The organism is Streptomyces sp. NBC_01275, from assembly GCF_026340655.1.
Taxonomy (GTDB): Bacteria; Actinomycetota; Actinomycetes; order Streptomycetales; family Streptomycetaceae; genus Streptomyces.
On record NZ_JAPEOZ010000001.1, the window covers coordinates 8,211,738 to 8,236,718 of the forward strand.

The 24,981-nt window shown below is 74.1% G+C and carries 22 protein-coding genes and 2 pseudogenes; 17 read left to right on the forward strand and 7 right to left on the reverse strand.

The features are described 5' to 3' along the window. Positions 1-48: 48 nt before the first annotated feature. Complete coding sequence (locus OG562_RS36005; RefSeq protein WP_266405579.1) at positions 49-999, reverse strand: ArsA-related P-loop ATPase; 951 nt, start codon at positions 997-999, stop codon at positions 49-51. A gap of 126 nt (positions 1,000-1,125) precedes the next feature. Between OG562_RS36005 and OG562_RS36010 the strand changes: the two are divergent. From OG562_RS36010 to OG562_RS36035, 6 genes and pseudogenes are all read left to right on the forward strand, one after another. Continuing rightward, positions 1,126-1,656: pseudogene (locus OG562_RS36010) on the forward strand (N-acetyltransferase family protein); the annotation flags it as partial. A 163-nt stretch (positions 1,657-1,819) separates the two neighbouring features. Continuing rightward, positions 1,820-3,379 (forward strand): ABC transporter substrate-binding protein, encoded by a 1,560-nt coding sequence (locus OG562_RS36015; RefSeq protein WP_266405580.1) that lies wholly within the window; start codon positions 1,820-1,822, stop codon positions 3,377-3,379. 4 nt (positions 3,380-3,383) lie between these two features. Next, positions 3,384-5,183 (forward strand): ABC transporter permease subunit, encoded by a 1,800-nt coding sequence (locus tag OG562_RS36020; protein ID WP_266405582.1) that lies wholly within the window; start codon positions 3,384-3,386, stop codon positions 5,181-5,183. Then, complete coding sequence (locus OG562_RS36025) at positions 5,180-6,442, forward strand: MFS transporter (RefSeq protein WP_266405584.1); 1,263 nt, start codon at positions 5,180-5,182, stop codon at positions 6,440-6,442. Before OG562_RS36020 ends, OG562_RS36025 begins: the two co-directional genes overlap by 4 nt. A gap of 115 nt (positions 6,443-6,557) precedes the next feature. Then, complete coding sequence (locus tag OG562_RS36030) at positions 6,558-7,163, forward strand: hypothetical protein (RefSeq protein WP_266405586.1); 606 nt, start codon at positions 6,558-6,560, stop codon at positions 7,161-7,163. 71 nt (positions 7,164-7,234) lie between these two features. Further along, positions 7,235-7,969, forward strand: a complete 735-nt coding sequence (locus OG562_RS36035) for a YcnI family protein (protein ID WP_266405588.1) — start codon at positions 7,235-7,237, stop codon at positions 7,967-7,969. Between the two features lie 76 nt (positions 7,970-8,045). Here OG562_RS36035 and OG562_RS36040 read toward each other — a convergent pair whose 3' ends face one another. Then, positions 8,046-8,810 (reverse strand): CDP-alcohol phosphatidyltransferase family protein, encoded by a 765-nt coding sequence (locus OG562_RS36040; RefSeq protein ID WP_266405590.1) that lies wholly within the window; start codon positions 8,808-8,810, stop codon positions 8,046-8,048. A gap of 109 nt (positions 8,811-8,919) precedes the next feature. Here OG562_RS36040 and OG562_RS36045 point away from each other — a divergent pair, with 109 nt between their 5' ends. The 5 genes and pseudogenes from OG562_RS36045 to OG562_RS36065 form a co-directional block, all read left to right on the forward strand. Then, positions 8,920-9,900: a zinc-binding alcohol dehydrogenase gene (locus OG562_RS36045; protein ID WP_266405591.1), complete on the forward strand. Its 981-nt coding sequence runs from the start codon at positions 8,920-8,922 to the stop codon at positions 9,898-9,900. 116 nt (positions 9,901-10,016) lie between these two features. Then, the gene (locus tag OG562_RS36050; RefSeq protein WP_266405592.1) at positions 10,017-10,415 is read left to right on the forward strand and encodes a 6-carboxytetrahydropterin synthase; all 399 of its coding nucleotides are present in this window, start codon (positions 10,017-10,019) and stop codon (positions 10,413-10,415) included. Further along, positions 10,412-11,626, forward strand: a complete 1,215-nt coding sequence (locus OG562_RS36055; protein WP_266405594.1) for a glycosyltransferase family 4 protein — start codon at positions 10,412-10,414, stop codon at positions 11,624-11,626. Before OG562_RS36050 ends, OG562_RS36055 begins: the two co-directional genes overlap by 4 nt. Then, complete coding sequence (locus OG562_RS36060) at positions 11,623-12,738, forward strand: class I SAM-dependent methyltransferase (protein WP_266405595.1); 1,116 nt, start codon at positions 11,623-11,625, stop codon at positions 12,736-12,738. Before OG562_RS36055 ends, OG562_RS36060 begins: the two co-directional genes overlap by 4 nt. Then, positions 12,738-13,745 (forward strand): annotated as a pseudogene (locus OG562_RS36065) (YbhN family protein); the annotation flags it as partial. The gene OG562_RS36060 and the pseudogene OG562_RS36065, both read left to right, overlap by 1 nt. Positions 13,746-13,996: 251 nt before the next feature. Here OG562_RS36065 and OG562_RS36070 read toward each other — a convergent pair. Beyond that, the gene (locus OG562_RS36070; protein ID WP_323187592.1) at positions 13,997-14,782 is read right to left on the reverse strand and encodes a creatininase family protein; all 786 of its coding nucleotides are present in this window, start codon (positions 14,780-14,782) and stop codon (positions 13,997-13,999) included. Between the two features lie 38 nt (positions 14,783-14,820). On the opposite strand from OG562_RS36070, the gene ribA reads away from it, so the two are divergent. From ribA to OG562_RS36095, 5 genes are all read left to right on the forward strand, one after another. Next, positions 14,821-15,480 (forward strand): GTP cyclohydrolase II, encoded by a 660-nt coding sequence (gene ribA, locus OG562_RS36075; protein WP_266405598.1) that lies wholly within the window; start codon positions 14,821-14,823, stop codon positions 15,478-15,480. 96 nt (positions 15,481-15,576) lie between these two features. Next, a complete protein-coding gene (locus tag OG562_RS36080; RefSeq protein ID WP_266405600.1) occupies positions 15,577-16,722 on the forward strand; it encodes an FAD-binding oxidoreductase in 1,146 nt (381 codons plus the stop codon). Then, positions 16,719-17,792 carry a saccharopine dehydrogenase gene (locus tag OG562_RS36085; RefSeq protein ID WP_266405602.1) on the forward strand — a complete coding sequence of 358 codons (1,074 nt, stop codon included), beginning with the start codon at positions 16,719-16,721 and terminating at the stop codon, positions 17,790-17,792. The genes OG562_RS36080 and OG562_RS36085 overlap by 4 nt, the downstream gene beginning before the upstream one ends. After that, a complete protein-coding gene (locus OG562_RS36090; RefSeq protein WP_266405603.1) occupies positions 17,785-18,975 on the forward strand; it encodes a saccharopine dehydrogenase family protein in 1,191 nt (396 codons plus the stop codon). Before OG562_RS36085 ends, OG562_RS36090 begins: the two co-directional genes overlap by 8 nt. 34 nt (positions 18,976-19,009) lie before the next feature. Next, entirely contained in the window at positions 19,010-19,519 is a 510-nt protein-coding gene (locus OG562_RS36095) for a GNAT family N-acetyltransferase (protein WP_266405605.1), read from the forward strand. Here the strand turns inward: OG562_RS36095 and OG562_RS36100 are convergent. Genes OG562_RS36100 through OG562_RS36110 form a run of 3 tightly spaced genes read right to left on the reverse strand, consistent with a single transcriptional unit; the run spans position 19,485 to position 22,784 of the window. Beyond that, complete coding sequence (locus OG562_RS36100) at positions 19,485-20,714, reverse strand: serine hydrolase (protein WP_266405607.1); 1,230 nt, start codon at positions 20,712-20,714, stop codon at positions 19,485-19,487. The genes OG562_RS36095 and OG562_RS36100 overlap by 35 nt on opposite strands. 58 nt (positions 20,715-20,772) lie before the next feature. Next, positions 20,773-22,188, reverse strand: a complete 1,416-nt coding sequence (locus OG562_RS36105; RefSeq protein ID WP_266405608.1) for an MFS transporter — start codon at positions 22,186-22,188, stop codon at positions 20,773-20,775. After that, positions 22,185-22,784: a TetR/AcrR family transcriptional regulator gene (locus tag OG562_RS36110; protein ID WP_266405610.1), complete on the reverse strand. Its 600-nt coding sequence runs from the start codon at positions 22,782-22,784 to the stop codon at positions 22,185-22,187. The genes OG562_RS36105 and OG562_RS36110 overlap by 4 nt, the downstream gene beginning before the upstream one ends. 128 nt (positions 22,785-22,912) lie before the next feature. Here OG562_RS36110 and OG562_RS36115 point away from each other — a divergent pair, with 128 nt between their 5' ends. Next, positions 22,913-23,371 carry a PPOX class F420-dependent oxidoreductase gene (locus OG562_RS36115; RefSeq protein ID WP_266405611.1) on the forward strand — a complete coding sequence of 153 codons (459 nt, stop codon included), beginning with the start codon at positions 22,913-22,915 and terminating at the stop codon, positions 23,369-23,371. A 94-nt stretch (positions 23,372-23,465) separates the two neighbouring features. Here the strand turns inward: OG562_RS36115 and OG562_RS36120 are convergent, their stop codons facing one another. Further along, complete coding sequence (locus OG562_RS36120) at positions 23,466-24,824, reverse strand: MFS transporter (protein ID WP_266405613.1); 1,359 nt, start codon at positions 24,822-24,824, stop codon at positions 23,466-23,468. Positions 24,825-24,981: the final 157 nt, after the last annotated feature.

Genomic DNA, 24,981 nt, shown 5'->3' on the forward strand with positions numbered 1-24,981 from the left:
GGTTCTTCTGGAAAAAAGGGGGAGGGGCGGCTCGTCGGGCGAGGCTTGTCAGGCGAGGGACGCCGGGCCCGGGGTGAAGTCCGGGTCCACCTGGGCCGCCAGGTTCTGGCCCGTCGCCCGGTCCGCCCAGGCGTGGGCGTTGCGGAGGTGGAACTGAACGGCGTGGCGGTGGAGGGCCGGCCAGTCCTTCGTGCGGGCGTCGACGTGCTCGCGCAGCACCGTCAGAGCGTGGCGGTTGGTCTCCTCCAACTCGCCCTGGGGACTGCCTTGTTCGGCGGAGCGCACCCAGGGGGAGTGGACCAGGTGGGTGAGGAGGTCGTCGCCCACCTGGTCCTTGAGGAAGAGGAGGTCCTCCTCGCCGGTCACCTTGTTGCCGATCACGGCGAGCGGGATGTCGAACTCGCGGGCGTGGTCGCGGTACTGGCGGTAGACCGAGACGCCCTTGCGGGTGGGTTCGGCCACCAGGAAGGTCATGTCGAAGCGGGTGAACAGGCCGGAGGCGAAGGCGTCGGCGCCGGCCGTCATGTCGACGACGACGTACTCGCCGGGGCCGTCGACCAGGTGCCCGAGGTAGAGCTCGACGGCGCCGAGCTTGGAGTGGTAGCAGGCCACCCCGAGGTCGCTCTCGTCGAACTCGCCGGTGACCATCAGCGGCACGCCGCCCACCTGCCGGACATGGCGGGCGTGCAGTTCGTCGTCGCCCAACAGGCGCAGGAGGCGTGAACCGCGGCCCGGCGGGGTCGTCTTGATCATCGCCTCGCGGGAGGCGATGCGCGGGTTGGCGCCGCGCAGCAGGTCCTTGATCTCGCCCAGGCGGGCGGCCAGGGGAGGGGCGGCGAAAGGTGTCCGCAGCGCGGGGTCGAGCGCCTCGGCCAGGTGCTGGTTGATGTCGGCGTCGACGGCCAGCACCGGTGCGCCGGAACGCGCCAGGCGCCGGGCGAACAGGGCCGACAGCGTCGTCTTGCCGCTGCCGCCCTTCCCCACGAAGGCGATGCGCATCACAGCACCGCCTTGTTGAAAATGAATGTCATGTGGCTAGGTTTAGGGCTGCGCCGTGATCTCTGTCAAGTCCGGAGGCGCATCGGGAGTGATCTTCCGGCCCGGCTTAATGCATATGATGTGCAAGTGCGTGACTACTGCATACGGCCCGCGGGCCCAGACGACCTCGACGGAGCCCGAGCGGTCATGCTCGACACCGTCTACCGCGACTTCGGCACCGGCTATGTGCCCCGCTGGCACGGCGACGTCATCGACCCCGCCGCCGCGTACCTCGCCCCCGCCCGCCACACCCTGCTGGTCGCACTCGACGGCGACGGCGAGGACGGCGCGGTCGTCGCCACCGCCGCCCTGGACTCCCGCGGTCCCGTGCACCCGCCGAACCCGCGCCATGTCGCCGAGCGGTATCCCTCCGGCACGACCGCGCAGTTGCGCCGGGTCTACGTCCGCCGTGAGCACCGCAGGCGCGGCCTCGCCCGGCGGCTCGTGGCCGAACTGCTCGCATTCGCCGCCGCGGAGGGCGGCTATCGGGCCGTCTACCTGCACACGGACCCGTCCGTGGAGGGCGCCGAGGGGTTCTGGCGCTCGCTCGGCAAGGTCGTGCACGACGAACGCGAGGACCCGGGCGGCTTGGGGATCGTGCACTTCGACGTCCCCCTCGACGTCCCCCTCGGCACCTCTCTCGGCACCCCCCTCGACGCTTGCCCCGGCCTCCCCCCCCGGGCCTCCCCCTGGGTGTCCCCGTCGACCTTCCCTTCGGCGCCCCGAGCCCCACCGCCCCCTCCCCCCACTCCCACGCGCGCACTCCCTAGGCCGGTACCCCATGCACCTCCCCCTCCGTCCCAGCCCTCCCCGCTCCCGTCCCCGCCGCTCCCTCTCCGCGCTCCTGCTCACCCCCCTCCTCGCCGGCTGCTTCGCCTCCGGTGGCGACGGCGGCGGGGCGTCCGACGCCGAGGACGGGACCCGGCTGCGCGTCGCCCTCGCCTTCCCGCCCGCCGAGAACCTCTCCCCGTACGGCGCCGACGCCACGATCCTCAGCCGGCTCGGCGTCACCGAGGGACTGACCGCGCTCGACGCCAACGGCGCAGCCGCCCCCGCGCTCGCCGCGTCCTGGCGGCGCGAGGACGACCGCAGCTGGCTGTTCACCTTGCGCGAGGCGTCCTTCCAGGACGGCGCCGACGTCACTCCCGCCGCGGTCGTCACCGCCCTCACCCACGCCACGAAGGCCAAGCCCGTTCCCGCCGCCCTCGCCGGCGGCACCCTCACGGTCGAGACGGACGGCGACACCGGCGTACGGATCATCACCGCCGACCCCGATCCCGTACTGCCCCTGCGCCTGAGCAGCCCCAGCCTCGCCGTCCTCTCCCCGAAGGCGTACGACGGGGACGGCGTCGGCGACGGGAACGGCGGCAAGGACGGGAAGGGCGTCGTCGATCCGGTCGGCACCGCCACCGGGCCGTTCGAGCTCACCGAGGTCGCCGGCGCCACCGCCGCCGACCTCGACCGCTTCGACGACTACTGGGGCGGCCGCGCCCAGGCCGCCGGGATCGACGCACGGTTCATCGCCGACGGCACCGCCCGCGCCAACGCCCTGCGCACCGGCCAGGTCGACCTCGCCGAGGCGATCCCGGTCGCGCAGGCCGCCTCCCTCGACGCGGCCACCCGCCGCGAGACCGCCACGACCCGCACCACCAGCCTGCTCCTCAACACGGAGTCGGGCGTCTTCAAGGACCCGGCCCTGCGCGCCGCCGCCCGCGCCGCCGTCGACACCTCGGCGCTCGCGGAGGGCGTCTACGAGGGCCGCGCCGACGCCGGCGCCGGGATCTACGGACCCGCCGTCACCTGGGCCGAGGGCAAGCGTGTGAAGCCCGCCGGGCGAGCGAAGGCCGGCGACCCCGACGGCGCCTCCCTCACCCTCGCCACCTACGACAACCGGCCCGAACTCCCCGAAGTCGCACAGGTGTTGAAGCAACAGCTGGAGAAGGCCGGGTTCACGGTGAAGCTGGAGGTGCGCGAGTACTCGCGGCTGGAGAGCGACGCGCTGGCCGGGAGGTTCGACGCGTTCGTCGGGGCCCGCAACAGCCTCCTCGACACCGGCGACCCCGTCTCCGTGCTCGCCGGCGACTTCACCTGCGACGGCGGCTACAACCTCGCCCTGCTCTGCGACAAGACGGTCGACCGGGCCGTGGCCAAGGCCCAGCGGACAGCCGACCCCGACAAGCGCCGGGACGCCGCCCTGGCCGCCGAGGCCGCGATCCTCGCCACCGACGCCGACGTCCCGCTGGTCCACCAGCGCGTCATCACCGGCGTCGGCGCCAGGACGAGCGGGGTGCTCCTCGACCCCTACGAGCGGACCCTCGTCGGCGCCGGGACCCGGCGCTGACGGCATGAGGAACAGGGTGGGCGCGCTGCTGTGGCGCGTGGGACTGGCCGCGCTGCTGGTGTGCGGGATCGGGCTGCTGCCCTGGCTCTCGCGCACCGACCCGGCGCTCACCGTCCTCAAGACGCGCTCCGCCGACCGGGATCCCGACCCCGCGGTGCTCGCCGACATCCGCGCCCAACTCGGCCTGGACAGCGGCCCGTTGCCTCTACTCGGCCAGTGGCTGGCCGGGTTGCCGCGCGGGGACGCCGGGCGGTCGTGGATCTCGGGCGCGGAGGTCGCGCCCGCCGTGCTCCAGGCCCTGGGGGCGTCCCTGCTGCTGATGGCGGTGGCGCTCGCCCTCGCCCTGGTCGTCGCCGCCGCCGTGTGCGCCCGCACCCTGTACCTCGGCGCACGTCGGGGCCTGGACGGCCGGCGCGCCGGCGGTTCCGGGTCCGCCGTGCTCGCCGCGCTGCCCGAGTTCCTCACCGCCTCGGTCCTCGCCACCGTCGTCGGCGTGCAGTTGGGCTGGCTGCCCGCCCTCGGCTGGTACGGCCCCCAGTGGACCGTGCTGCCGGCCCTCGCCCTCGCCCTGCCCGCCGGCGCGGTCCTCGGACGCCTCCTCGACGACCGGCTGCCCGGCACCTTCGCCGAGCCCTGGGCGCTGGCCGCCGCCGCGCGCGGACTGCCCGGCCGGAGCATCGCCCGCCAGGCGCTGCGCCGCTGCCTGCCCGGACTGCTGCCCAACCTCGGGCTGTTCGTCGTCGGTCTGACCGGCGGTTCCGTCGCCGTGGAGCAGATCTTCGACATCCCCGGACTCGGCCGGACCACCCTTCAGGCCGCGCTCGCCCAGGACCTGCCCGTCCTCCAGGCCGGCGCCCTGGCCCTCGTCCTCCTCGCCGCCGTGACGACCGCCGCCGCCCGCCTCGCCGCCGGGCTGCTCATCGGCCCCGCCCTGCGCGACGGCGCCCTGACGAGCCCGCACCCCCCGACCCCGCCCGCACGCACGATCCTCCCGCTCCTCCACGGCGCTCTCCTCCTCGCCGTCGTCGCCGCGGGCCTGCCCCGCGACCCGCTCGCCCTCGACACCGCCGCCCGCCTCCAACCCCCCTCCACGGCACACCCGTTCGGCACCGACGCGCTCGGCCGGGACGTGCTCGCCCGGGTCGCACACGGCGCGCTCGACACCCTCCTCCTCGCCCTCGCCGTCACCGCGATCGCGCTGACGGCCGGCGTGCTGCTCGGGCTGCTGCCCCGGCTGTCCGGACCGCTCGTCGACACCGTCAACGCCGTGCCGCCGGTCCTCGCCGCGCTCCTCGTCGCCGCGGTCCGGGGCAACGGTACGGCCGCCCCCGTCCTCGCCGTGGCGGTCGTGGCCTGGGCCCCGCTCGCCGCGCACGCCTCCGCGCTGCTCCAGCAGGAACGGGCCACCCTGCACCTGACCGCGACCCGCGCCCTGGGCGCCGGTCCCTGGTATCTGCTGAGCCGCGAACTCCTGCCCGCCGTCCTGCCGCCCGTCGCCCGCCACGCCCTCCTGCGGCTGCCCGGCATCGCCCTCGCCCTCGCCTCCCTCGGCTTCCTCGGTCTGGGCGCACAGCCGCCGTCCCCCGAGTGGGGCCTGCTGCTCGCCGAGAACCAGCCCTACGCCGAGCGCGCCCCCTGGGCCGTCCTCGCCCCCGCGGCCGCCCTCGCCCTGCTCGGCGCCCTGGCGGTGACGGCGGCAGGCGGCCTACGACGACCACGGCGTCGTACGACAAGCTCGGCGGAGGCGGGGGACACGGCGGGCGAACAGCCGTCACCCGCACCGGAGTTGGTGAGCACGCGATGACGACCCCCCTCTCCGTCCTTCGTCGGAACCGGAGTCGGAGCGCACCAGCGCCGCTCTCGCCCCTGCTCCGGCTGCTGATCCTCACCCAACTCGCCTTCAACATCGGGTTCTTCGCCGTGCTGCCGTTCGTCGCCGAGCATCTGGGCGGCGCGGTCGGCATGGCGGGGTGGACGGTCGGGTTCGTGCTGGGGCTGCGGACCTTCAGCCAGCAGGGGCTGTTCGTGGTCGGCGGCGCGCTGGCCGACCGCTGCGGCGTCCGGCCCGTCGTCCTCGCCGGCTGCGCACTGCGCATCGCCGGGTTCGCCTGGCTCGGGTACGCCCAGCGGACCTGGGCGGTGGTCGGGGCGGTGCTGCTGACCGGGTTCGCGGCCGCGCTGTTCTCCCCCGCGGTCGAGTCGGAGGTCGCCCGCCAGGCCGTCGTACGGGAGGAGTCGGGCGGCGGGTCGCGGACCCGGGTGCTGGCGCTGTTCACGGTCGCCGGGCAGACCGGGGCGTTCGTCGGGCCGCTGCTCGGCGCGCTGCTGCTGTCGGTCGACTTCCGGGCCGTCTGCCTGGCCGGCGCCGGGATCTTCGTCCTCGTCCTCGCCGGGCACGCCTGGCTGCTGCCGCAGCACATACCCGGCCGCTCCCGCGTTCGACTCCGCGGCGGAATCGGCCCGTTGCTGCGCAACCGCCGCTTCCTCGCCCTGTGCTGCGCGTACGGCGCCTACCTCCTCGCCTACAACCAGCTCTACCTCGCCCTGCCCGCCGAGGTGGAGCGCGCGGCCGGTGCGCAGGCGCCGCTGGCCTGGCTGTTCGCGCTGTCCTCGCTGCTGGTGGTGACCGCCCAACTGCCCGTCACCCGGTGGGCGGGGGAGCGGCTCAGCCTGCGCCGCTCCATGGCGGCCGGGCTCGCGCTGATCGCCGCCGGGTTCGCGGTCGTGGCCGTGGCGCTGCCCGCCGGCCGGACCGCGACGGCCGGGCTGCTGCCCGCGGCCGGCTTCGTCGTGCTGCTCACCCTCGGCCAGATGCTCGTCGCGCCCGCCGCCCGCGCCTGGACGCCCGACCTCGCCGAGGACGGGCGGCTCGGCCTGTACACGGGGGCGCTGTCGTCCGTCTCCGGGCTGATCGTGCTGGTCGGCAGCGCGGCCACCGGCGCCCTTCTCGACACGGACCTGCCCCCGGCCGTGCCCTGGCTGCTCCTGGCCGCCGTACCGGCCGCCGCGATCGCCCTGCTGCCGCGCCCGCCCGTCATGCCGCGCCCGCCCGTCAAGCCGTGAGCGTCGCAAGCCGTGGGCGTCGCAAGCTGTGAATTCGGGGTGTGGTGCTCACCGCCGGCTGTGAACACGGGAGCAACGCTCCGCGTATCAGTGGACCGTGGCAGGATCCCTCCCCATGAGTGCGTCCACGGCGGTCCGGAGTGTGCGCGCCGCCGTGTTCGCCGCGGTGTGCGTGCTGCTGGCCGCCGCCGGACACGGGCTCGCCACCGGTGACACGCCGTCGCCGTGGGCGGACGGCGCCGGATTCCTGGCCGTCTTCGCCGCCGGCTGGCTGCTGGGCGGTCGGGAACGCTCGCTGCCCGGCATCGGCGCGGCCATGCTGGTCACCCAGGCGGGCCTGCACGTCGCCTTCGACGCGACCCGTTCCCGTACCGTCGCCCAGGTCGTGCCCGTGATGTCCATGACCCATGCGCACGCCCAGATGCACGGCATGCGCATGGCGCACACGCAGGTCCATCCCCACGCCGTCGCCGCCCATGTGCTGGCCGCGCTCCTCGCCTCCTGGTGGCTGCGGCGCGGCGAGGCCGCCCTGTGGTCGCTGCTGCGCTGGGCGGTCGCGTTCCTGCCCGGCCTCGCCGCCTGGTGGCGGGACACGCCCGTCCCGCTCCCCGCGCCGTCCGCCCCCACGACCCCGCAGGCCCCGGCGCCGTTCCGGCAGCTCCTGCTGCGGCACGCGGTGAGCCGCCGCGGACCGCCCGCCCCGATCCCGTACGCGATCTGAACCGACCACACCCTTTCTGCTTCCTGTACGGAGATCACTCACCCATGTCCAGCCCGTCCAGCACGTCCACCATGTCCACGACTCGCCTCGCCCTGCGCCGCACCGGTCTCGGCGCCGTGCTCGCCGCCGCAGCCGTGCTCGCCGCCGCCGGGGTCGCCTCCGCGCATGTCACCGTCCACCCCGAGAGCTATGCCAAGGGCGCCACCGACGGCCTGCTCACCTTCCGGGTCCCCAACGAGGAGGACACCGCGACCACCACCAAGGTCCAGGTCTTCCTGCCCACCGACCACCCCGTGCTCGGCGTGCTGGTCACCCCGCACGACGGCTGGACCGCGAAGGTGACCACCACCAAGCTCAAGACGCCGGTCAAGACCGACGACGGCACGATCACCGAGGCCGCCTCCGAGATCACCTGGACCGGCGGGAAGATCGCGGCCGGCCAGTTCGAGGACTTCGACGTCGCCTTCGGACAACTCCCCGAGGACGCCGACGAACTCGCCTTCAAGACCCTCCAGAGCTACTCCGACGGCACCACCGTGCGCTGGATCGAGGAGGAGGAAGCGGGCGCGGACGAGCCGGAGAACCCCGCGCCGGTGCTGAAGCTCACGGCGGCGGCGGACGAGAGCACTCCGGCGTCCTCCGGGAAGAGCACGCAGAGCACGGCGAGCGCCAAGAGCACGGCGCAGGCCGCCGACTCCGGCGACTCCACCGCCCGCGGGCTGGGCATCGCCGGGCTGGTCGTCGGCGTGCTGGGCCTGGCGGCCGCCGCCTTCGCCGTCGTACGGACCCGGTCGCCGCGGCCGTAGCCCCGGACGACCCGAAGGGCCCGGATCGTGTCCGTGCGGACGATCCGGGCCCTTCGGGCTGAGCGGTGGGGCGAGGTCAGGCGAGTTCCAGGACCTTCTCCGCGGGCAGCCGCTCCTCTTCCCGGGCGGGCCGCGAGGTGCGCCACAGCCACAGGACGTCCCGGCCGAACGACCACACCAGGGTGGACAGGGCCAGCAGGGCGACCGCGAAGTTCGCCGCGTACGGCAGCAGGTCCGCGCCCGCGAGGAGCAGGCAGACGCCCTGGAGCGCGGCCACCGTCTTGCGGGCGAAGCTCGGCGGGAGCGATCCGTTGAGCCAAGGGGCGACCCGGGCCGCGGCGACGAAGGCGTAGCGCATGCCGCCGATGAGGACGACCCACGGGCCCAGCTGCATCGAGACGTACACGCTCAGCACCAGGATCAGGAAGGCGTCGACCTCCATGTCGAAGCGCGCGCCCAGTGCGGTGGAGGTGCCCGTGCGCCGGGCGACCTTGCCGTCGACGCCGTCCAGGATCAGGGCCACGGCCGTCAGGCCCACCAGCAGCGTCACCGGCGGCGCGCTCTCGAAGGAGTCGGCGACCAGCGCGGTCACCCCGCCGACCAGGGTCGCGCGGCCGAGCGTGACCCGGTTGGCCGGGCCGAAGGTGCGCAGGCTGGAGCGGTGCAGCGCCCGGGAGAGCACCGCCCAGGTGGCGACGGCGAAGACGAGACCGGTCACCCAGCCCGCCGGCCCCATGCCGATCGCCGAGCCGAGCAGAGCCAGCAACAGGATCTGAACGCCCGCTCCCACAGCGGTCTCCTGCTGGACCAGCCTTGCTTCGTAAGTGTTGTTCAGGGCCACCGCACATTCCTCCGGCCAGGTGTACAGAGATGATCAGTGCCGCGTACTGTGCGCGGACTGTGCACACCTCGGTACGTGAACAGGTTCCCGATCGTTCAGGAGGATGCCGATGTCGACCACCGCACGTGCGTTCTGGGTCAGCTCTCCGGGTGAAGGAGAGATCCGCGAGACCCCCCTTTCCGCCCCCGCGCCGGGCGAGGTTCTGGTGCGTTCCCTGTGGTCGGGCGTCAGCCGCGGCACCGAGACCCTCGTCTTCCGCGGCGGGGTGCCGGACAGTCAGCACGCGACCATGCGCGCGCCGTTCCAGGACGGCGACTTCCCCGCGCCGGTGAAGTACGGCTACCTCAACGTCGGACGCGTGGAGGAGGGACCGGCGGCCCTGGTCGGCCGTACCGTCTTCTGCCTCTACCCGCATCAGACGCGGTACGTCGTTCCCGCGACGGCGGTCACGGTCGTACCGGACCGCGTGCCCGCCGAACGGGCGATCCTCGCCGGGACCGTGGAGACCGCCGTCAACGCCCTGTGGGACGCCGCGCCCCTGGTCGGCGATCGGATCGCGGTGGTCGGCGGCGGCATGGTCGGCTGCTCGGTGGCCGCGCTCCTGGCCCGCTTCCCGGGCGTCCGCGTCCAACTGGTGGACGCCGACCCGGCGCGGGCGAAGGTCGCCGAGGCCCTCGGCGTCGGCTTCGCCCTCCCCGGCGACGCGCTCGACGGCTGCGACCTCGTCGTGCACGCCAGCGCCAGCGAACAGGGCCTCGCCCGCGCCCTGGAGCTGCTGCGGCCCGAGGGCACGGTCCTCGAACTGAGCTGGTACGGCGACCGGCAGGTGTCCCTCCCGCTCGGCGAGGCCTTCCACTCCCGCCGCCTGGTCATCCGCAGCAGCCAGGTCGGCACCGTCTCCCCGGCCCGCGCCAGTCGCACGTACGCCGATCGGCTCGCGCTCGCCCTCGAACTGCTCGCCGACCCGGCGCTCGACGCCCTCGTCACCGGGGAGAGCGCTTTCGAGGAGTTGCCGGAGGTGATGCCGAGGCTCGCCACCGGGGAGATTCCGGCGCTCTGTCACCGCATCAGGTACGAACAGAGCGCCTGACCTGAGAAAAGAGTGAGATCGGGCTGAACACGGGGAAGCGAAGAGCCGTACTACACGGCATCCCCCGGCGGCCAACGGCCGGGGGACCAGACGCGCCGCACCTGGAGGGTCGTCCGTTGTTCAGTGTCACCGTCCGCGATCACATCATGATCGCCCACAGCTTCCGCGGCGAGGTCTTCGGACCCGCGCAGCGCCTGCACGGAGCGACGTTCCTCGTGGACGCCACCTTCCGCCGCGACCAGCTGGACGACGACAACATCGTCGTCGACATCGGACTGGCCACGCAGGAGCTCGGTGCGGTCGTCAGCGAGCTGAACTACAGAAATCTGGACAACGAGCCGGAATTCGACGGGATCAACACCTCGACCGAGTTCCTGGCCAAGGTCATCGCCGACCGGCTCGCCGCGCGGATCGACAAGGGCGCCCTCGGCGAGGGCGCCCGGGGCATCGCCGCCCTCGCCGTCACGCTGCACGAGTCGCACATCGCCTGGGCGAGTTACGAGCGTGCGCTGTGACCGACGTGACCCTGGAGAAGACCGTGCAGACCGCGCAGCCGCCCTCGCTCGCCTATGTGCCCGCGCAGGTCGCCGTCCCGAAGACCTGTCCGAAGATCGGGGGGATCATCCCCATGTCGCTGCGGTCCGTGCACTTCGTCATGCCGGGCGGCGTCGACGACCCGGCCAACCCCAGCGGCGGCAACGCCTACGACCGGCGGGTCTGCCTGGACCTGGCCGGCTTCGGCTGGCAGGTCCACAGGCACCTGGCGTCCGGCTCCTGGCCCAGCCCGCAGCCGGCCGCCCGGGCGGAACTGGCCCGCACGCTGGCCGAGTTCCCCGACGGCACGATCGTGCTGCTCGACGGGCTCGTGGCCTGCGGCGTCCCGGAGATCATCGTGCCGGAGGCGGAGCGCCTGCAGCTCGCCGTCCTCGTCCACCTCCCGCTCGGCGACGAGACCGGACTCGCCCCGCAGACGGCGGCCGAGCTGGACGCCAAGGAGCGGGCCGTGCTGCGCGCCGTGCCCGCCGTGATCGCCACCAGCGACTGGGCGGTGCGCCGCCTCGTCTCCCACCACGGCCTGGCGCCGGAGAAGGTGCACGTCGCCGCCCCCGGCGCCGACATCGCGCCGCTGGCCTCCGGCACGGACGGCGTGTCCCGGCTGCTGTGCGTCGCGGCCGTGACCCCGCGCAAGGGCCAGCACCGCCTGGTGGAGGCGCTGGCCGCCGTCACCGACCTGCCGTGGAGCTGCTCCTGTGTCGGCGGCCTCGGGGGAGACCCGGAGTACGTCGCCCATCTGCGCGGCCTCATCAGGAAGTACGGCCTCGAGGACCGGCTGGAGCTGGCGGGCCCGAAGGCCGGCGCCGAACTCGACGCCAGCTACGCCGCCGCCGACCTGATGGTCCTCACCTCCTACGCCGAGACGTACGGCATGGCGGTCACCGAGGCGCTCGCGCGCGGCATCCCCGTCCTCGCCACCGACGTCGGCGGACTGCCCGAGGCGGTCGGCCGCGCCCCCGACGGCGGCGTCCCCGGCATCCTCGTGCCGCCGGAGGACCCGGCCGCCCTCGCCGCCGAACTGCGCGGCTGGTTCGGCGAGGCGGACGTACGGCGCCGGCTGAAGGCGGCCGCGCGCGGCCGCCGGGCGGCCCTGAACGGCTGGGCGTCCACCGCCCAGAGCCTGGCCGGAGTCCTCGGCCGGCTTCCCAGCGAACCCCGGAGGGCGGCATGAGCAAGAGCACCGTGACCCCGGCGGACCTGGCCCGACGCGTGGGACACATCCCGACGCAGCCGGGCCCCAAGGAGGGCGACCTCGTGACTCAGTCCGTGACTTCTCCGACCTCCGGAGCCGACTCCGGGGCGCGGCCCGCCATATCCGGCGACGGCAACGGCAACGGCGACGGCATCGACACCGGTGCCGACCAGCCGTCGGGGTCCGTCATCCCCGGCGCCGGCCCCGTGACCCGCCCCGGCGAGCGGCCCACCGTACGGCTGCGGGACGCCGGGCCCGACGAGCAGCCGCGCTACGCGCCCGAATGGCTCCAGCTGCGCGAGCCCGCCGACGCGGACGCCCGGTCGATGGACCTGCTGGACCCCCTGCGCATCCGGCTCGCCAACCTGCCCGGACGCCCCGGCGGACTCGCCGTCCACGACCTGGGCTGCGGCACCGGCTCGATGGGCCGCTGGCTCGCCCCGCGCCTGGACGGCGCCCAGCACTGGATCCTGCACGACCGCGACCCCTACCTGCTGCACTTCGCCGCCGTCGCCTCCCCGCGGGTGGCCGCCGACGGCAGCCGGGTCACCGTCGAGACCCGGCGCGGCGACGTCGCCCGGCTCACCCCGGACGCCCTGCGCGGCGCCTCGCTGGTCACCGCCTCCGCCCTGCTGGACGTCCTGACCCGCGAGGAGATCGAGACCCTCGCCGCGGCCTGCGCGGGCGCGGGCTGCCCGGCGCTGCTCACGCTCTCCGTCGCCGGACGCGTCGACCTCGCCCCGCAGGACCCGCTGGACGAGGAGATCGCCGCCGCCTTCAACGACCACCAGCGCCGCGGCGGCCTCCTCGGCCCCGACGCGGTGACCGCGGCCTGCGAGGCGTTCGCCGACCACGGCGCGACGGTCAAGGTGCACCCGAGCGCCTGGCGGCTCGGCCCCGAGCACGCCGCCCTCACCGAGCAGTGGCTGCGCGGCTGGGTCGGCGCGGCGGTCGAGCAGCGCCCCGAACTCGCCGCCCGCGCCGAGACCTACCTGGCCGCCCGGCTCGCCGCCCTCGCGGCCGGCGAGCTGCGCGTCACCGTCCACCACAGCGACCTGCTGGCACTGGCCCGGCCGACGGGCGCGGCGTGATGAGCGCGGAGACGGCGAGCGCCCGGGTCGACCCGACCGCGCCGGTGATCTGGGGCGAGGGCGCCCTGGCCGTACGACGGCCCCCGCGTCCCCCGTCGGTGACGCGCTCCGGAGCCGCCGTGTCCGAGGCCCGCATCGGCGTCATCGTCGCCGCGCCGCGCGCCAAGACGTCCCGGCTGCGCACCCTGCTGGCCAACCGGGCCCTGCGCACGCACGTCGGGACCGTCGCCGGGGTCGTCATCCTCTCCGTGCTGCTGTGGCGGCTGGGCACCGGCGTGTTCCTGGACGGGCTGCGGCGGATCGACGTGCCGACGCTGCTCGCGGGGCTCGGGATCGGTGTGATCACCACCGTGTTCAGCGCCTGGCGGTGGGCGCTGGTGGCCCGCGGGCTGCAGATCCGGCTGCCGCTCGGCGCGGCCGTCGCCGACTACTACCGCGCCCTGTTCCTCAACGCGGCGCTGCCCGGCGGCGTCCTCGGCGACGTGCACCGCGCGGTGCGGCACGGGCAGAGCGCCGGCGACGTCGGACGCGGAGTGCGCGCGGTGGTCCTGGAGCGGACCGCGGGACAGCTCGTGCTGGCCGTCGCGGGAGTGACGGTCCTGCTGACCCTGCCGTCCCCGGTCATGGCGGACGCCCGACAGGTCGCCCCGCTGGTCCTGCTGGCCGCGGTGGGCGCGGCCGCGGTCCTCCTCGCCGTCCGCATGAACTCCTCGGCCCCGCGCCGGGGCGGGCGGCTGCGGGCGACGCTGGCCGAGGCGCGCGAGGGCCTGCTGTCCCGGCGCAACGGACCCGGCGTCGCCGTGTCGTCCGTGGTCGTGCTGGCCGGACACCTCGGGATGTTCGTCGTGGCCGCCCGGGTCGCCGGCTCCGGCGCCTCCGTCCTGGCGCTGCTGCCGATCGCGGTCCTCGCCCTGCTCGCCATGGGCCTGCCGCTGAACGTCGGCGGCTGGGGCCCCCGGGAGGGCGTCACCGCCTGGGCGTTCGGTGCGGCGGGCCTGGGCGCGAGCACCGGCCTCGCGGTCGCCGTGGTGTACGGGGTGCTGAGCTTCGTGGCCGCCCTGCCCGGCGCCGTCGTCCTGGTCGTCCGCTGGTACGCCGGACTGCGAGCGGGCGCGGCGAACGGTTCGCCCGCGGGGGCCTGCGGCGACGCGGCGGCCTCCGGCGACGCGATGGCCTCCCGGGCGGCCGGGGCCGGCTCGACCGGCCCCGAAACCGTCGGGGAATCCGTCGCGGAATCCGTCGACGAACTCGCCGGGCATTACACGGAGTCGCCCGCTCCGGCTCCCGCGGCGGCCCCCGTGGTGAGCAGCGAGAAATACGCGCCGAAGGAATCCGCCAGGCTCGCCAGGAGTTCCTTCCCCTTTTCCGCGGACCCCAGGGAAGGACGGCCGATGACGCCCGAATCGGTATAGGCGGACATTCCCAGCGTGAGCAGATGGCGACGGTCGTCCGCGACGAAATCAGCGGACGCATGACCGGGCCGGACGAGTTCCGGATGGGCGTGCAGCAGGATCGAGGTCTCGATTTCCCCGGCGTGCATGTCGGTGAGCAGCGAGGTCACCACCCCGGACCGTTCCCGCGCCTCCTCCCAGTCCTCCGGGGCCGGGAACAGCGCCATTGGCTCGCCGCGGGCGGAGGACTCCTGGACGGCGTTGCCCAGGACGTAGTTCCCGCCGTGTCCGTTGACCAGCACCAGGGCCTCGACGCCCGAGCGGCGCAGTGACGCCGCGATGTCCCGTACCACCGCGTGAAGGGTCACGGAGGAGATGCTGACGGTCCCCGGCCAGGCCGCGTGCTCGTGCGAGCAGGCGATGGTCACCGGCGGAAGGAGGTGCACCGGGTACGCCTCGGCGATCTCCCGGGCGATGGCGCAGGCGACCAGCGTGTCGGTGGCCAACGGCAGGTACGGACCGTGCTGTTCGAAGCTTCCGACGGGAAGGACCGCCACCTGCGTCGAGACGCCGGCCCCCCGGGTCCGTACGTCTTCCGTAGTGTCCGTCGGCACCAGACCGTACGCCGTCGACGGTATGTCCGAACCACTCATCTTTTCACGGCCTTTCGTCTCTGCTTAGGAACCAGATCATGACAGAAAAAATTGGCGTACTCGGCACGAAGACCCCGCAGCGCACCGGTGTGGAACGCGTGGTGAATGCGCCCTTGCCCACGGTGTACGGGAAATTCCAGGCGATCGGCTACATGGACCACGACCGCGGTGACGAACAGGTCGCCCTGGTCTACGGAGACATCGGCGCCGAGGACGTGCTGACCCGGCTGCACTCGGAGTGCCTGACCGGCGACGCGTTCGGCTCCCAGCACTGCGAGTGCGGCGACCAGCTGGCCTCCGCGCTGCGCGCGGTCGTCGCCGAGGGCCGGGGCATAGTCGTCTATCTGCGCGGTCACGAGGGCCGTGGCATCGGGCTGCTGGGCAAGCTGCGCGCGATGGCCCTGCAGGCGGAGGGCCTGGACACGGTCGAGGCGAACCTCGCCCTCGGTCTGCCGGTGGACGCCCGCGACTACAAGGTGGCCGCCGACATCCTGCGCGACCTGGGCGTGCGCTCGGTCCGCCTGATGTCGAACAACCCGCGCAAGCGGGAGGCGCTGGTGGACAACGGCATCCTGGTCGCCGAGGAGGTGCCGCTGCTGATCGAGCCGTGCGAGAACAACATCACCTACCTGCGCACCAAGCGGGAGCGCCTCGACCACCGGCTGCCCCACCTGGACGCGGTGGCGCACTGGTCCTGAGCCGTGAGGGCACGGCCACCGCGCAGGACGGACACGGCGCAGGACAGCCTCGGCCTCGGCATCCGGCCGAGGCCGCCGCGATAAGGAGCCGCTCGCGTGAACACGCATGCCTCGGTCGTCGTCATCGGCGGCGGAGTGATGGGCACGAGCATCGCCTACCATCTGGCCGCCGCCGGCGTCCGTGACGTCCTGCTCCTCGAGCGGGACGAACTCGCCGCCGGATCGACCTCGAAGGCCGCCGGCGGAGTGCGCGCGCAGTTCTCCGACGAACTGAACATCCAGCTCGGGGCGCGCAGCCTGGAGGCGTTCGGACGGTTCGGCCAGGAGTTCGGGCACGACATCGGACTGCACCGCGTCGGCTATCTCTTCCTGCTGTCGACGCCCGAGGAGGTCGCCTCCTTCGAGGCGAGCGTCCGGCTGCAGAACGCGCTCGGCGTGCCCAGCCGCATGATCGACCCGGCCGAGGCGCGCCGCCTCTCGCCGCTGATCACCACGGACGGGCTGCTGGCGGCCGCGTTCTCGCCCGACGACGGCCACTGCACCCCCGAGGCCGTCGTCCAGGGGTACGCGGACGCCGCCCGCCGGTGCGGAGCGCGCATCCTGCGGCACACCGAGGTGACCGGCATCGAGACGCGGGGCGCCGCGATCACCGCCGTGACCACCACCCTGGGCCGCGTCACCACCGACACGGTGATCTGCGCGGCCGGCGCCTGGTCCCGGGCCGTCGGCGCGATGGCCGGCGTGGATCTGCCGGTGCAGCCGCTGCGCCGCCAGATCGCGGTCACCGAACCGGTCCCCGGCCTCCCGCCCGACCTGCCGATGACCATCGACTTCACCAGCACCCTCTACTTCCACACCGAGGGCCCCGGCCTCCTCGTCGGCATGTCCGACCCCGACGAACGCCCCGGCTTCGCCACCGACGCCCACGACCGGTGGATCCCCCGTCTCGCCGCCGCCCTGGAGCACCGCGCCCCCGCCCTGCTCGACCTGCGCCGCACGGGCGGCTGGGCGGGGCTGTACGAGGTCACTCCGGACCACAACGCGCTGATCGGCGAGGCGACTTCGGTATCCCGTTTTCTGTATGCGACCGGCTTCTCCGGGCACGGCTTCCTCCAGGGACCGGCCGTCGGCGAGGTCGTCCGCGACCTGTACCTCGGCCGCGTACCCTTCGTGGACGTCACCCCCCTGAGCGCCGGCCGGTTCGCGGCCGACGCCCCGCGTCCGGAGGTCAACCGCGTATGAGCGACCTGCAGCTGTGGCTGCGCCACGAGGCCCGCACCACCGAGCGGCGCACCCCGGTCGTCCCCGACGACGCCCGCCGCCTCGTCGAGGCCGGCGTGGCCCTGACCGTCGAGGACTCCCCGCAGCGCATCGTCCCGACCAAGGAGTACGAGGCGATCGGCGCCCGGATCGTCCCCGCGGGCTCCTGGCCGTCGGCGCCGCGCGAGGCCGTCGTCCTCGGACTGAAGGAACTCCCGGACGAGCCACGGGAACTGACGCACCGCCACATCTTCTTCGGACACGCCTACAAGGGCCAGCCCGGCGCGGCCGACCTGCTGCGGAGGTTCGCCGCCGGAGGCGGGACGCTCCTCGACCTGGAGTACCTGGTCGACGACCAGGGCCGCCGGCTCGCCGCCTTCGGCTTCTGGGCGGGCTATCTGGGCGCAGCCCTCGCGGTGCTCCAGCACCGGGGCCGGCTGACCGCGCCCCTGCGCCCGACCGACAAGGACGAGCTGGACGCGACGCTGCGCCCGACCGACGGGGAGACCTCCGGCGACGAGGGGTTCACCGCGCTCGTCGTCGGCGCCCTGGGCCGCAGCGGCCGGGGCGCACGGGCCGCGTTCGCCACGGCCGGCGTGGAACCGACCTGCTGGGACCTGGCGGAGACCCGCGCCCTGGACCGCCGCGCCCTGCTGGCCCACGACGTGCTGGTCAACTGCGTCCTCGCCACCGCACCGGTGCCGCCCTTCGTCCGCGAGGAGGACCTCGACGACCCGGCCCGCCGGCTGCGCACCCTCTGCGACGTCACCTGCGACGTGGGCTCGCCCCTCAACGTCCTGCCGGTCTACGACCGTACGACCGAGTGGACGGACCCCGTGCGCCGGCTGCGCACGGAGCCCCCGCTCGATCTGATCGCCATCGACAACCTGCCGTCCCTGCTGCCGGCCGAGTCCAGCGCCGACTTCTCGGCGGCCCTGACACCCCAGCTGCTCGACTTCGGCGTCGGCGGTCCCTGGGGCCGCTGCCTGGACCGCTTCCGCCAGGCCGGCCGTGAACTGGGCCTCTCGGAAGGGGAGTTCGGCCGTGTCTGAGCGGGTCGCCGCATCCGGCGCAGTCCACTGGGTCGGGGCCGGGCTGTCCACGGGCAGCGGTCTGGCCGACCTGTGCGCCCACACCGGCCGGGTGCGGCTGTGGCACCGTACGACGGAGCGCGCGGCGCAGGCCCTGGACCGGCTGGGCCTGACCGGACGCGTCGAGCCGCGCGCGTACACCCTCGACGCGCTCACGGCCGAACTGGCCCCCGGGGACGTCGTGGTGTCGATGCTGCCCGCGCCCGAGCACGCCCCGCTGCTGGCGGCCTGCGTGGCCGAGCGCGCCCACTTCGCCTGCTCCAGCTATGTGTCGGACGCGGTCCTGGAGCAGGCGCCCGCCGCCGCCGAGGCCGGGCTCGTGGTGCTGACCGAGGCCGGTCTCGACCCGGGCATCGACCATCTCTTCGCGCACAGCCTCGTCGCCCGGGCCGGCACGGCCGTCGGCGCGGGCGTCCCCGCCTCCTACCGACTCACCTCCTACTGCGGAGGCGTCCCCGCCGTCCCCAACGACTTCCGCTACCGCTTCAGCTGGGCGCCCCTCGGAGTCCTCAACGCCCTGCGCTCGCCCGCGCGTTACGTCGAGGACGGCGTCGAGGTCGAGGTCGCCCGGCCGTGGGAGGCCACCCGGGGGCACGTCGTCGACGGGAACGGCGCGCTCGACGGGAACGACGGGACGGCCGCGGAGACCTTCGAGGTCTACCCCAACCGCGACAGCCTGCCCTTCATCGAGCAGTACGAGCTGCCGGGGGCCTGGCGGCCGGAGGCCTTCGTGCGCGGCACCCTGCGCCTGGACGGCTGGCTGCGGGCCTGGGACCCGGTGTTCGAGGAGCTGAAGGACGGCGACGACGCCCGGATCGCCGCCCTGGCCCGGGATTTGGCCGCCGCCCACCCCACCACGGACGCCGACCGCGACCGCGTGGTCCTCGCGGTGTCCCTGGACGTCGACGCCGACAACGGCGTGGCGTGGTCCGGGAGTTGTCTGCTCGACCTGACCGGGGACGCGCGGGAGAGCGCCATGGCCCGCTGCGTCTCCCGCACTCTCGCCCTCGGCGTCCGGCACATCCTGGACGGCTCCCTGCCGCCGGGGCTGAGCCGGGCGGCGGAGACCGCGGCACGCTCGGAGCAGTGGCTGCGCGAACTCGGCGACGAAGGGCTGGAGTTCACCGTGCGCGTCGACGGCTGACCGGCCGGCGTCCTGCCGCGTATCGTGGTGCGGCGTGATCAAGCCGGAGCGGCTGCGTGCCGATCACGCGGAGGCCCTGCCGGCCTTCGAGCGCGAGAACCGGAGCCACTTCGCGCGGACCGTGCCGGACCGGGGCGACGCGTGCTTCTCCGAGTTCCCCTCCCGGCTCCGCGTCCTGCTCGCCGAGCAGGACGCCGGGGTGTGTCACTTCCATGGCGTGGTGGACGACCGGGGCGACCTCGTCGGCCGGGTCGATCTCGTGGAGGTCGAGGACGGGAGGGCCGACCTCGGCTACCGGGTCGCCGAGCGCGCCGCGGGCCGGGGCGTGGCGACGGGCGCGGTGGAGGAGGTCTGCCGGCCGGCGACGGAGGCGCACCGGCTGTCCGCCCTCACCGCCGCCGCCACCCTCGACAACCCGGCGTCCAGGGCCGTGCCGGCGCGCACCGGGTTCACGGCCGTGGACGGCATCACCCTCGACGGCCGCCCCGGCGTGCGCTACCGCCGTCGCCTCAGCCCGTCAGCGCCTCATGGACCAGCCGCTTGAGGTCGGGGTAGAGCTTGAGCGACCTCCTCGGCCTGAGCTGGGTCAGGAACTGGACGGTCACGTCATGGGCCGGGTCGACCCAGAACGTCGTGGTGGCGACCCCGCTCCAGCCGTAGGCGCCGAGGCCGGCGGGGGCCTGGGTGCGGTCCGGGTCGACGACCACGGAGACGCCCAGGCCGAAGCCGACGCCGTCGTTGCCGGGCTCGTCATGGGCCGGGCGGGCGCCGAAGGCGCGCAGGTCGGCCCCGCCGGGGAGGTGGTTGCGGGTCATGAGGTCCACCGTCTCGGGCGCGAGGAGGCGGACGCCGTCCAGCTCGCCGCGCCGGCGCAGCAGCTCCGCGAAGCGGTGGACGTCGTAGGCGCTCGCGACCATGCCGCCGCTGCCCGAGAGGAACCGGGGGCGGCCGAACAGAGGCAGGCCCGGGATCGGCTCGATTCCGCCCCTGTCCGCGTCGCCGTACAGCTCCGCAAGGCGGCCGGCCTGTTCGTCCGTGACCTGGAAGCCGGCGTCCGGCATGCCGAGCGGGCGGAAGATCCGCTCGGCGAGGAAGGTGTCGAGGGGCTGCCCGGAGACGACCTCGATGATGCGGCCGAGGACGTTGGTGGACACCGAGTAGTTCCACTGGGTGCCCGGCTCGAACTGCAACGGCAGCCGCGCGTACGCCTCGACGGTCTCGGCGAGGGTCGAGCCCGGCAGCACCGCCGACTCCAGCCCGGCCTCGCGGTAGAGGGCGTCGACGGGGTGACAGTGGTAGAAGGCGAAGGTCAGGCCCGCGGTGTGGGTCATCAGATGCCGTACCAGGAGCGGCTGCTCGACCGGCCGGGTGCGCAGGTCGGCGCCGGAGCCGCCGACGTAGACCCGCTGGTCGGCGAAGGCCGGGAGGTGGTCGGCGACCGGGTCGTCGAGCCGCAGTCGGCCCTCCTCCATCAGTATCAGCGCGGCGACCGAGGTGACCGGCTTGGTCATGGAGTAGATCCGGTAGAGGGTGTCGGGCTCGACGGGCAGACCTGCGGCGACGTCGCGGTGGCCGTGCGCGGTGAGGTGCGCGACCCGGCCGCCGCGCGAGACGGCGACGAGGAATCCGGGCAGGCGTCCCTCGTCGACGTAGTGGGCGACGTGCTGGTCGAGGCGGTCCAGCGCCTTCGCGTCCAGTCCGACCTCGCTCGGGTCGACCTCTTGTCGCAGCAGTGCCATCGTTCTCCTCCGGTGCGTTCCTTCGAGGTGCGGTCCGGCCTGTCCCGCGCGGGCGACCTCAGACCTCATGGTCGCGTAGGGAATGCCGGGAGGGATCGTTTTCGACGCCGTGGTTTGTGTGGGGTGCGTCGCTTCCACCAGCCGGGAGTCCGGCGGAAGGGGCGGCGGAGGTGGAGGAGGCGGGACGGGGGCGGCCCGGCAGCGCCCGGCAGACGGGCAGGGCGGCGGCGGCCGCGAGCGCCATCACGAGCAGGGGCGAGCGGGCGGTGCCGAGTTCCATGAGCACGGTCGCCGAGGCCACGCCCAGCACGGGACCGACGTTCATCGCCGTCTGCTGCAACGCGCCCGCGACTCCGGCGGAGGCGGCGGGAGCCTGGTGTACGACGACATGGGTCGCCGCCACCATCACCGTGCCGAATCCGGCGCCCAGCAGTGCGAACCCGACGCCGAAGGCCGCCTGGCCCGAGGCTTCGGCCAGGACGAGGAGACCGGCGGCGAGGACGGCCGTCGCCCCCGTCACGGTGGCGCGCGCGCCGGCCCGGCGCAGCAGGATTGCGGCGGTGGGCGCGGCCGCGATCAGCAGCACGGCCAGCGGCAGGCTGAGCAGGGCGGTGTGCAGCGGGGTGAGCCCCAGATCGTCCTGGAGGAGGTAGACGCAGGCGAACAGCGCGCCGTTGAGGGCGGCCGACACGGCGACGAGCAGCCCGAGCGACGCGCCGACGGCCGGCGAGCCCACCACGGCCGGCGGCAGCAGCGGGACCGGCGTACGGCGCTCGTGGCGTACGAAGGCGGCTCCCGCGAGGAGTGCGCCGGCCGCCGACCAGCTCACGCCCGGCAGGGTGACCAGGGTGTGCGCCAGACAGGCCAGGGCCGCCGCGAGCAGCAGGGAGCCGGGGACGTCCAGCGGGGTGTCGACGGTCGGCCGCGTCTTCTCCCGGGAGGCGAGGGCGAGCACGCCGAACAGCAGTGCGGGCACGATGTTGAGGAGGAACACGGCCCGCCAGCCGAACGCCGTGACCAGCGCTCCGCCCACCACGGGTCCGGCCGCCGCCGCCAGCCCGATGGCGGCGGTGCGCACGGCGATCGGGGTGCGCAGCCGGTCCGGCGGGAACGAGGTGCGCAGCATCCCCAGGGTGGCCGGCTGCAACAGCGCCCCGAACACCCCCTGCACGACCCGCAGTCCGATCACCCAGCCCACGCCCGGCGCCCAGCACAGACCCGCCGAGGCGGCCCCGAAGCCGAGCATGCCGACGGCGAAGGTCCGCCGGTGTCCGTACCGGTCGCCGAGCCGGCCGGCGAACACCAACAGGCCCGCCACGGCGACGAGATACCCGGTGCCGGTCCACTGGACCTGCGCGAGGGAGGCGTCCAGATCGCGTTGCATCGTGGGCCGGGCGACCGTGAGGACGGTGCCGTCCAGGGCGACCACCACGGCCCCGGCCACGCTGCTCGCCAGCGTCAGGGGACGGTTCACCGGCCGCCCTCCGGCCCGAGATGCGCGTCCAGAGCCGTATGCAGCAGAGGTGCGAAGTCGTCGGTGTCCGTGGCGAGTTGGAGACTGCCCCAGCCCCACAGCTGGGCGATGCCGTGCAGGTTCGCCCACAGCGCGCCGGCGACGGTGCGGGCGTCGGCCCGCAGGTCGGGGCGGGCCCGGCCGACCAGGTCCACCAGGGTCCTGAACAGCGGCAGGCTGGTGTCCCGCAGCCGCAGATGACCGCTTTTCAGCAGTTCGTGACGGAACATCAGCTCGTACATCCCGGGGTTGTCCAGGGCGAACTCCAGGTAGGTCCGGCCCAGTTCGGCCAGTTGGGCGCGCGGACGCGCGCCGCCGTCGCCGAGCGCGGTCGTCACCCGCCCGGCCAGCTCGGTGAAGCCGCGGCGGGCGATGGCCGACAGCAGCTCCACATGCGTGGGGAAGTAGCGGCGCGGGGCTCCGTGCGAGACGCCGGCCCGTCGGGCGATCTCCCGCAGGGTCAGCGCGCCGACGCCTTCCAGGGCCACCAGGTCCACGCCGACGTCGACGAGACGGGTCCGCAGGTCGGGGTCCGGCTTCTCGGAGTCATGGCTCATAGACAGTGTCTACCAGGATATGGTAGACACTGTCTACTACCTGGGATCCCGAGAGCCCGGCCCGTCGGCGCTCGGAGGTGCGGAACACGGCGGGAATGCGTCCCACGGCGACGCCGGTTGTGCCGAACATGACTCAGGACACGACGCACGACACGCAGAACGCACTGCTCGCGCTGCTCTCCGAGGGCCGCGGCGGGGTACTGGTCACCCTCAAGCGCGACGGCCGCCCCCAGCTGTCGAACGTCACCCACCTCTACTACCCGGACGAGGGCGTCATCCGGATCTCGATCACGGACGACCGCGCGAAGACCCGCAACCTGCGCCGCGACCCCCGGGCGTCGTACCACGTGACCACCCCCGGCCACCGTGCCTACACGGTCGTCGAGGCCACCGCCGACCTCACGCCCGTCGCCGCGGACCCCCACGACGAGACCGTCGAGGAACTCGTCCGCCTCTACCGCGACCTCGCGGGCGAGCACCCCGACTGGGACGACTACCGCGCCGCCATGGTCCGCGACCGCCGCCTGGTCCTGCGGCTGCGGGTGGAACGGGCGTACGGCATCCCGGCGGGCGCCGACGAGGGCTGAGAGGGAGCGCCGCCCTTCGCGCAGGACATGCCCGAGCCCCCGGAGCCGTCAGGCGTCCGGGGGCTCACACGGCCCGTGGGCGGGGTCGGCGGGATCAGGCGGTCACCGTCTCCGGCTGCGCGGCCTCCCGCACGGCGCGCTCGCCGAGCAGCTCCGTCGGGACCTTCGCCGTCTCGCGCGCCGACAGGGCCGCGATCACCGGCGGCACGCACAGGGCCGCGGTGAACAGGGCGACCGAGGACCAGTCGTCGCCGTCCGGACCCGCGATCTGCGCGGCGAACGTGACCGCGAAGCCCGCCGCCGCGAAGCCGATCTGGGTGCCGATCGCCATCCCGGACAGCCGGACGCGGGTGGAGAACATCTCGCCGTAGAAGGACGGCCACACGCCGTTCGCCGCGCTGTAGACCACGCCGAAGGTGACGATGCCCAGGACCAGGATCAGCGGGTAGGAGCCGGTGGAGATCGCCCACAGGTAGGCGAACATCATCACCGCGCTGCCGGACGCGCCGATCAGGTACACCGGGCGGCGGCCGATGCGGTCCGAGAGCGTGGCCCACAGGGGGATGGCGGCCAGCGCGACCAGGTTGGCCAGCGCGCCCACCCACAGCATCGAGGAGCGGTCTACGCCCACCGAGTCGCTCGTCGCGTACGCCAGCGCCCACACCGTGAATATCGTGCTCACCGAGGCGACCAGCGCGCCCGCGATCACCCGCAGGACGTCCGCCCAGTGCTCGCGCAGCAGCACCGCCAGCGGCAGCTTCACGACCTCGCCGGTGGCCTGCTGGGCGGCGAAGGCCGGGGTCTCCTCCAGCTTGCGCCGGATGACGTAGCCGACGACGGCGACCGCGATGCTCAGCCAGAACGGCACCCGCCAGCCCCAGGACAGCAGCTGGTCCTCGGGGAGGGCCGCGATCGGGATGAAGACGAGCGTGGCGAGGAGCTGGCCGCCCTGGGTGCCGCTGAGGGTGAAGCTGGTGAAGAAGCCACGCCGGTGCGGCGGCGCGTGCTCCAGCGTCATGGAGTTGGCGCTGGCCTGTTCCCCGGCCGCGGAGATGCCCTGCAGGACCCGGCAGGCGACCAGCAGCACGGGCGCGAGGCCGCCGACCTGGGCGCGGGTGGGCAGACAGCCGATGAGGAACGTCGAGACGCCCATCAGGATCAGCGTGAAGACCATGATCTGCTTACGGCCCACCCGGTCGCCGAAGTGCCCGAGGAACAGCGCGCCGACCGGACGGGCCGCGTAGGCGACGCCGAACGTGGCCAGGGAGAGCAGGGTCGCGGTGGCCGGGTCGGACTCGTCGAAGAAGACCTTCGGGAAGATCAGCGCGGCCGCGCTGCCGTAGATGAAGAAGTCGTAGTACTCCAGGGCGCTGCCGATCCAGGCCGCCGTGGCGGCTTTCTTCGGCTGGCCGGGCGGCGCGGCGGCGTCGCGGGGTGCGGCGGGGACGGACACGGCTTGCTCCTTCGGGGGAACCCCAACGTAGGGGAGGTGAGCGGCGGGGCGAAGGGCCGGATCGAGCGGCTAATTAACCCACTGGATAGTTAATGCGCGGTGGGTAGGGATGTTGCGCCCGCGTTTCCCCGGTGTCAAGAGGTCGCGCGCAGGCCGG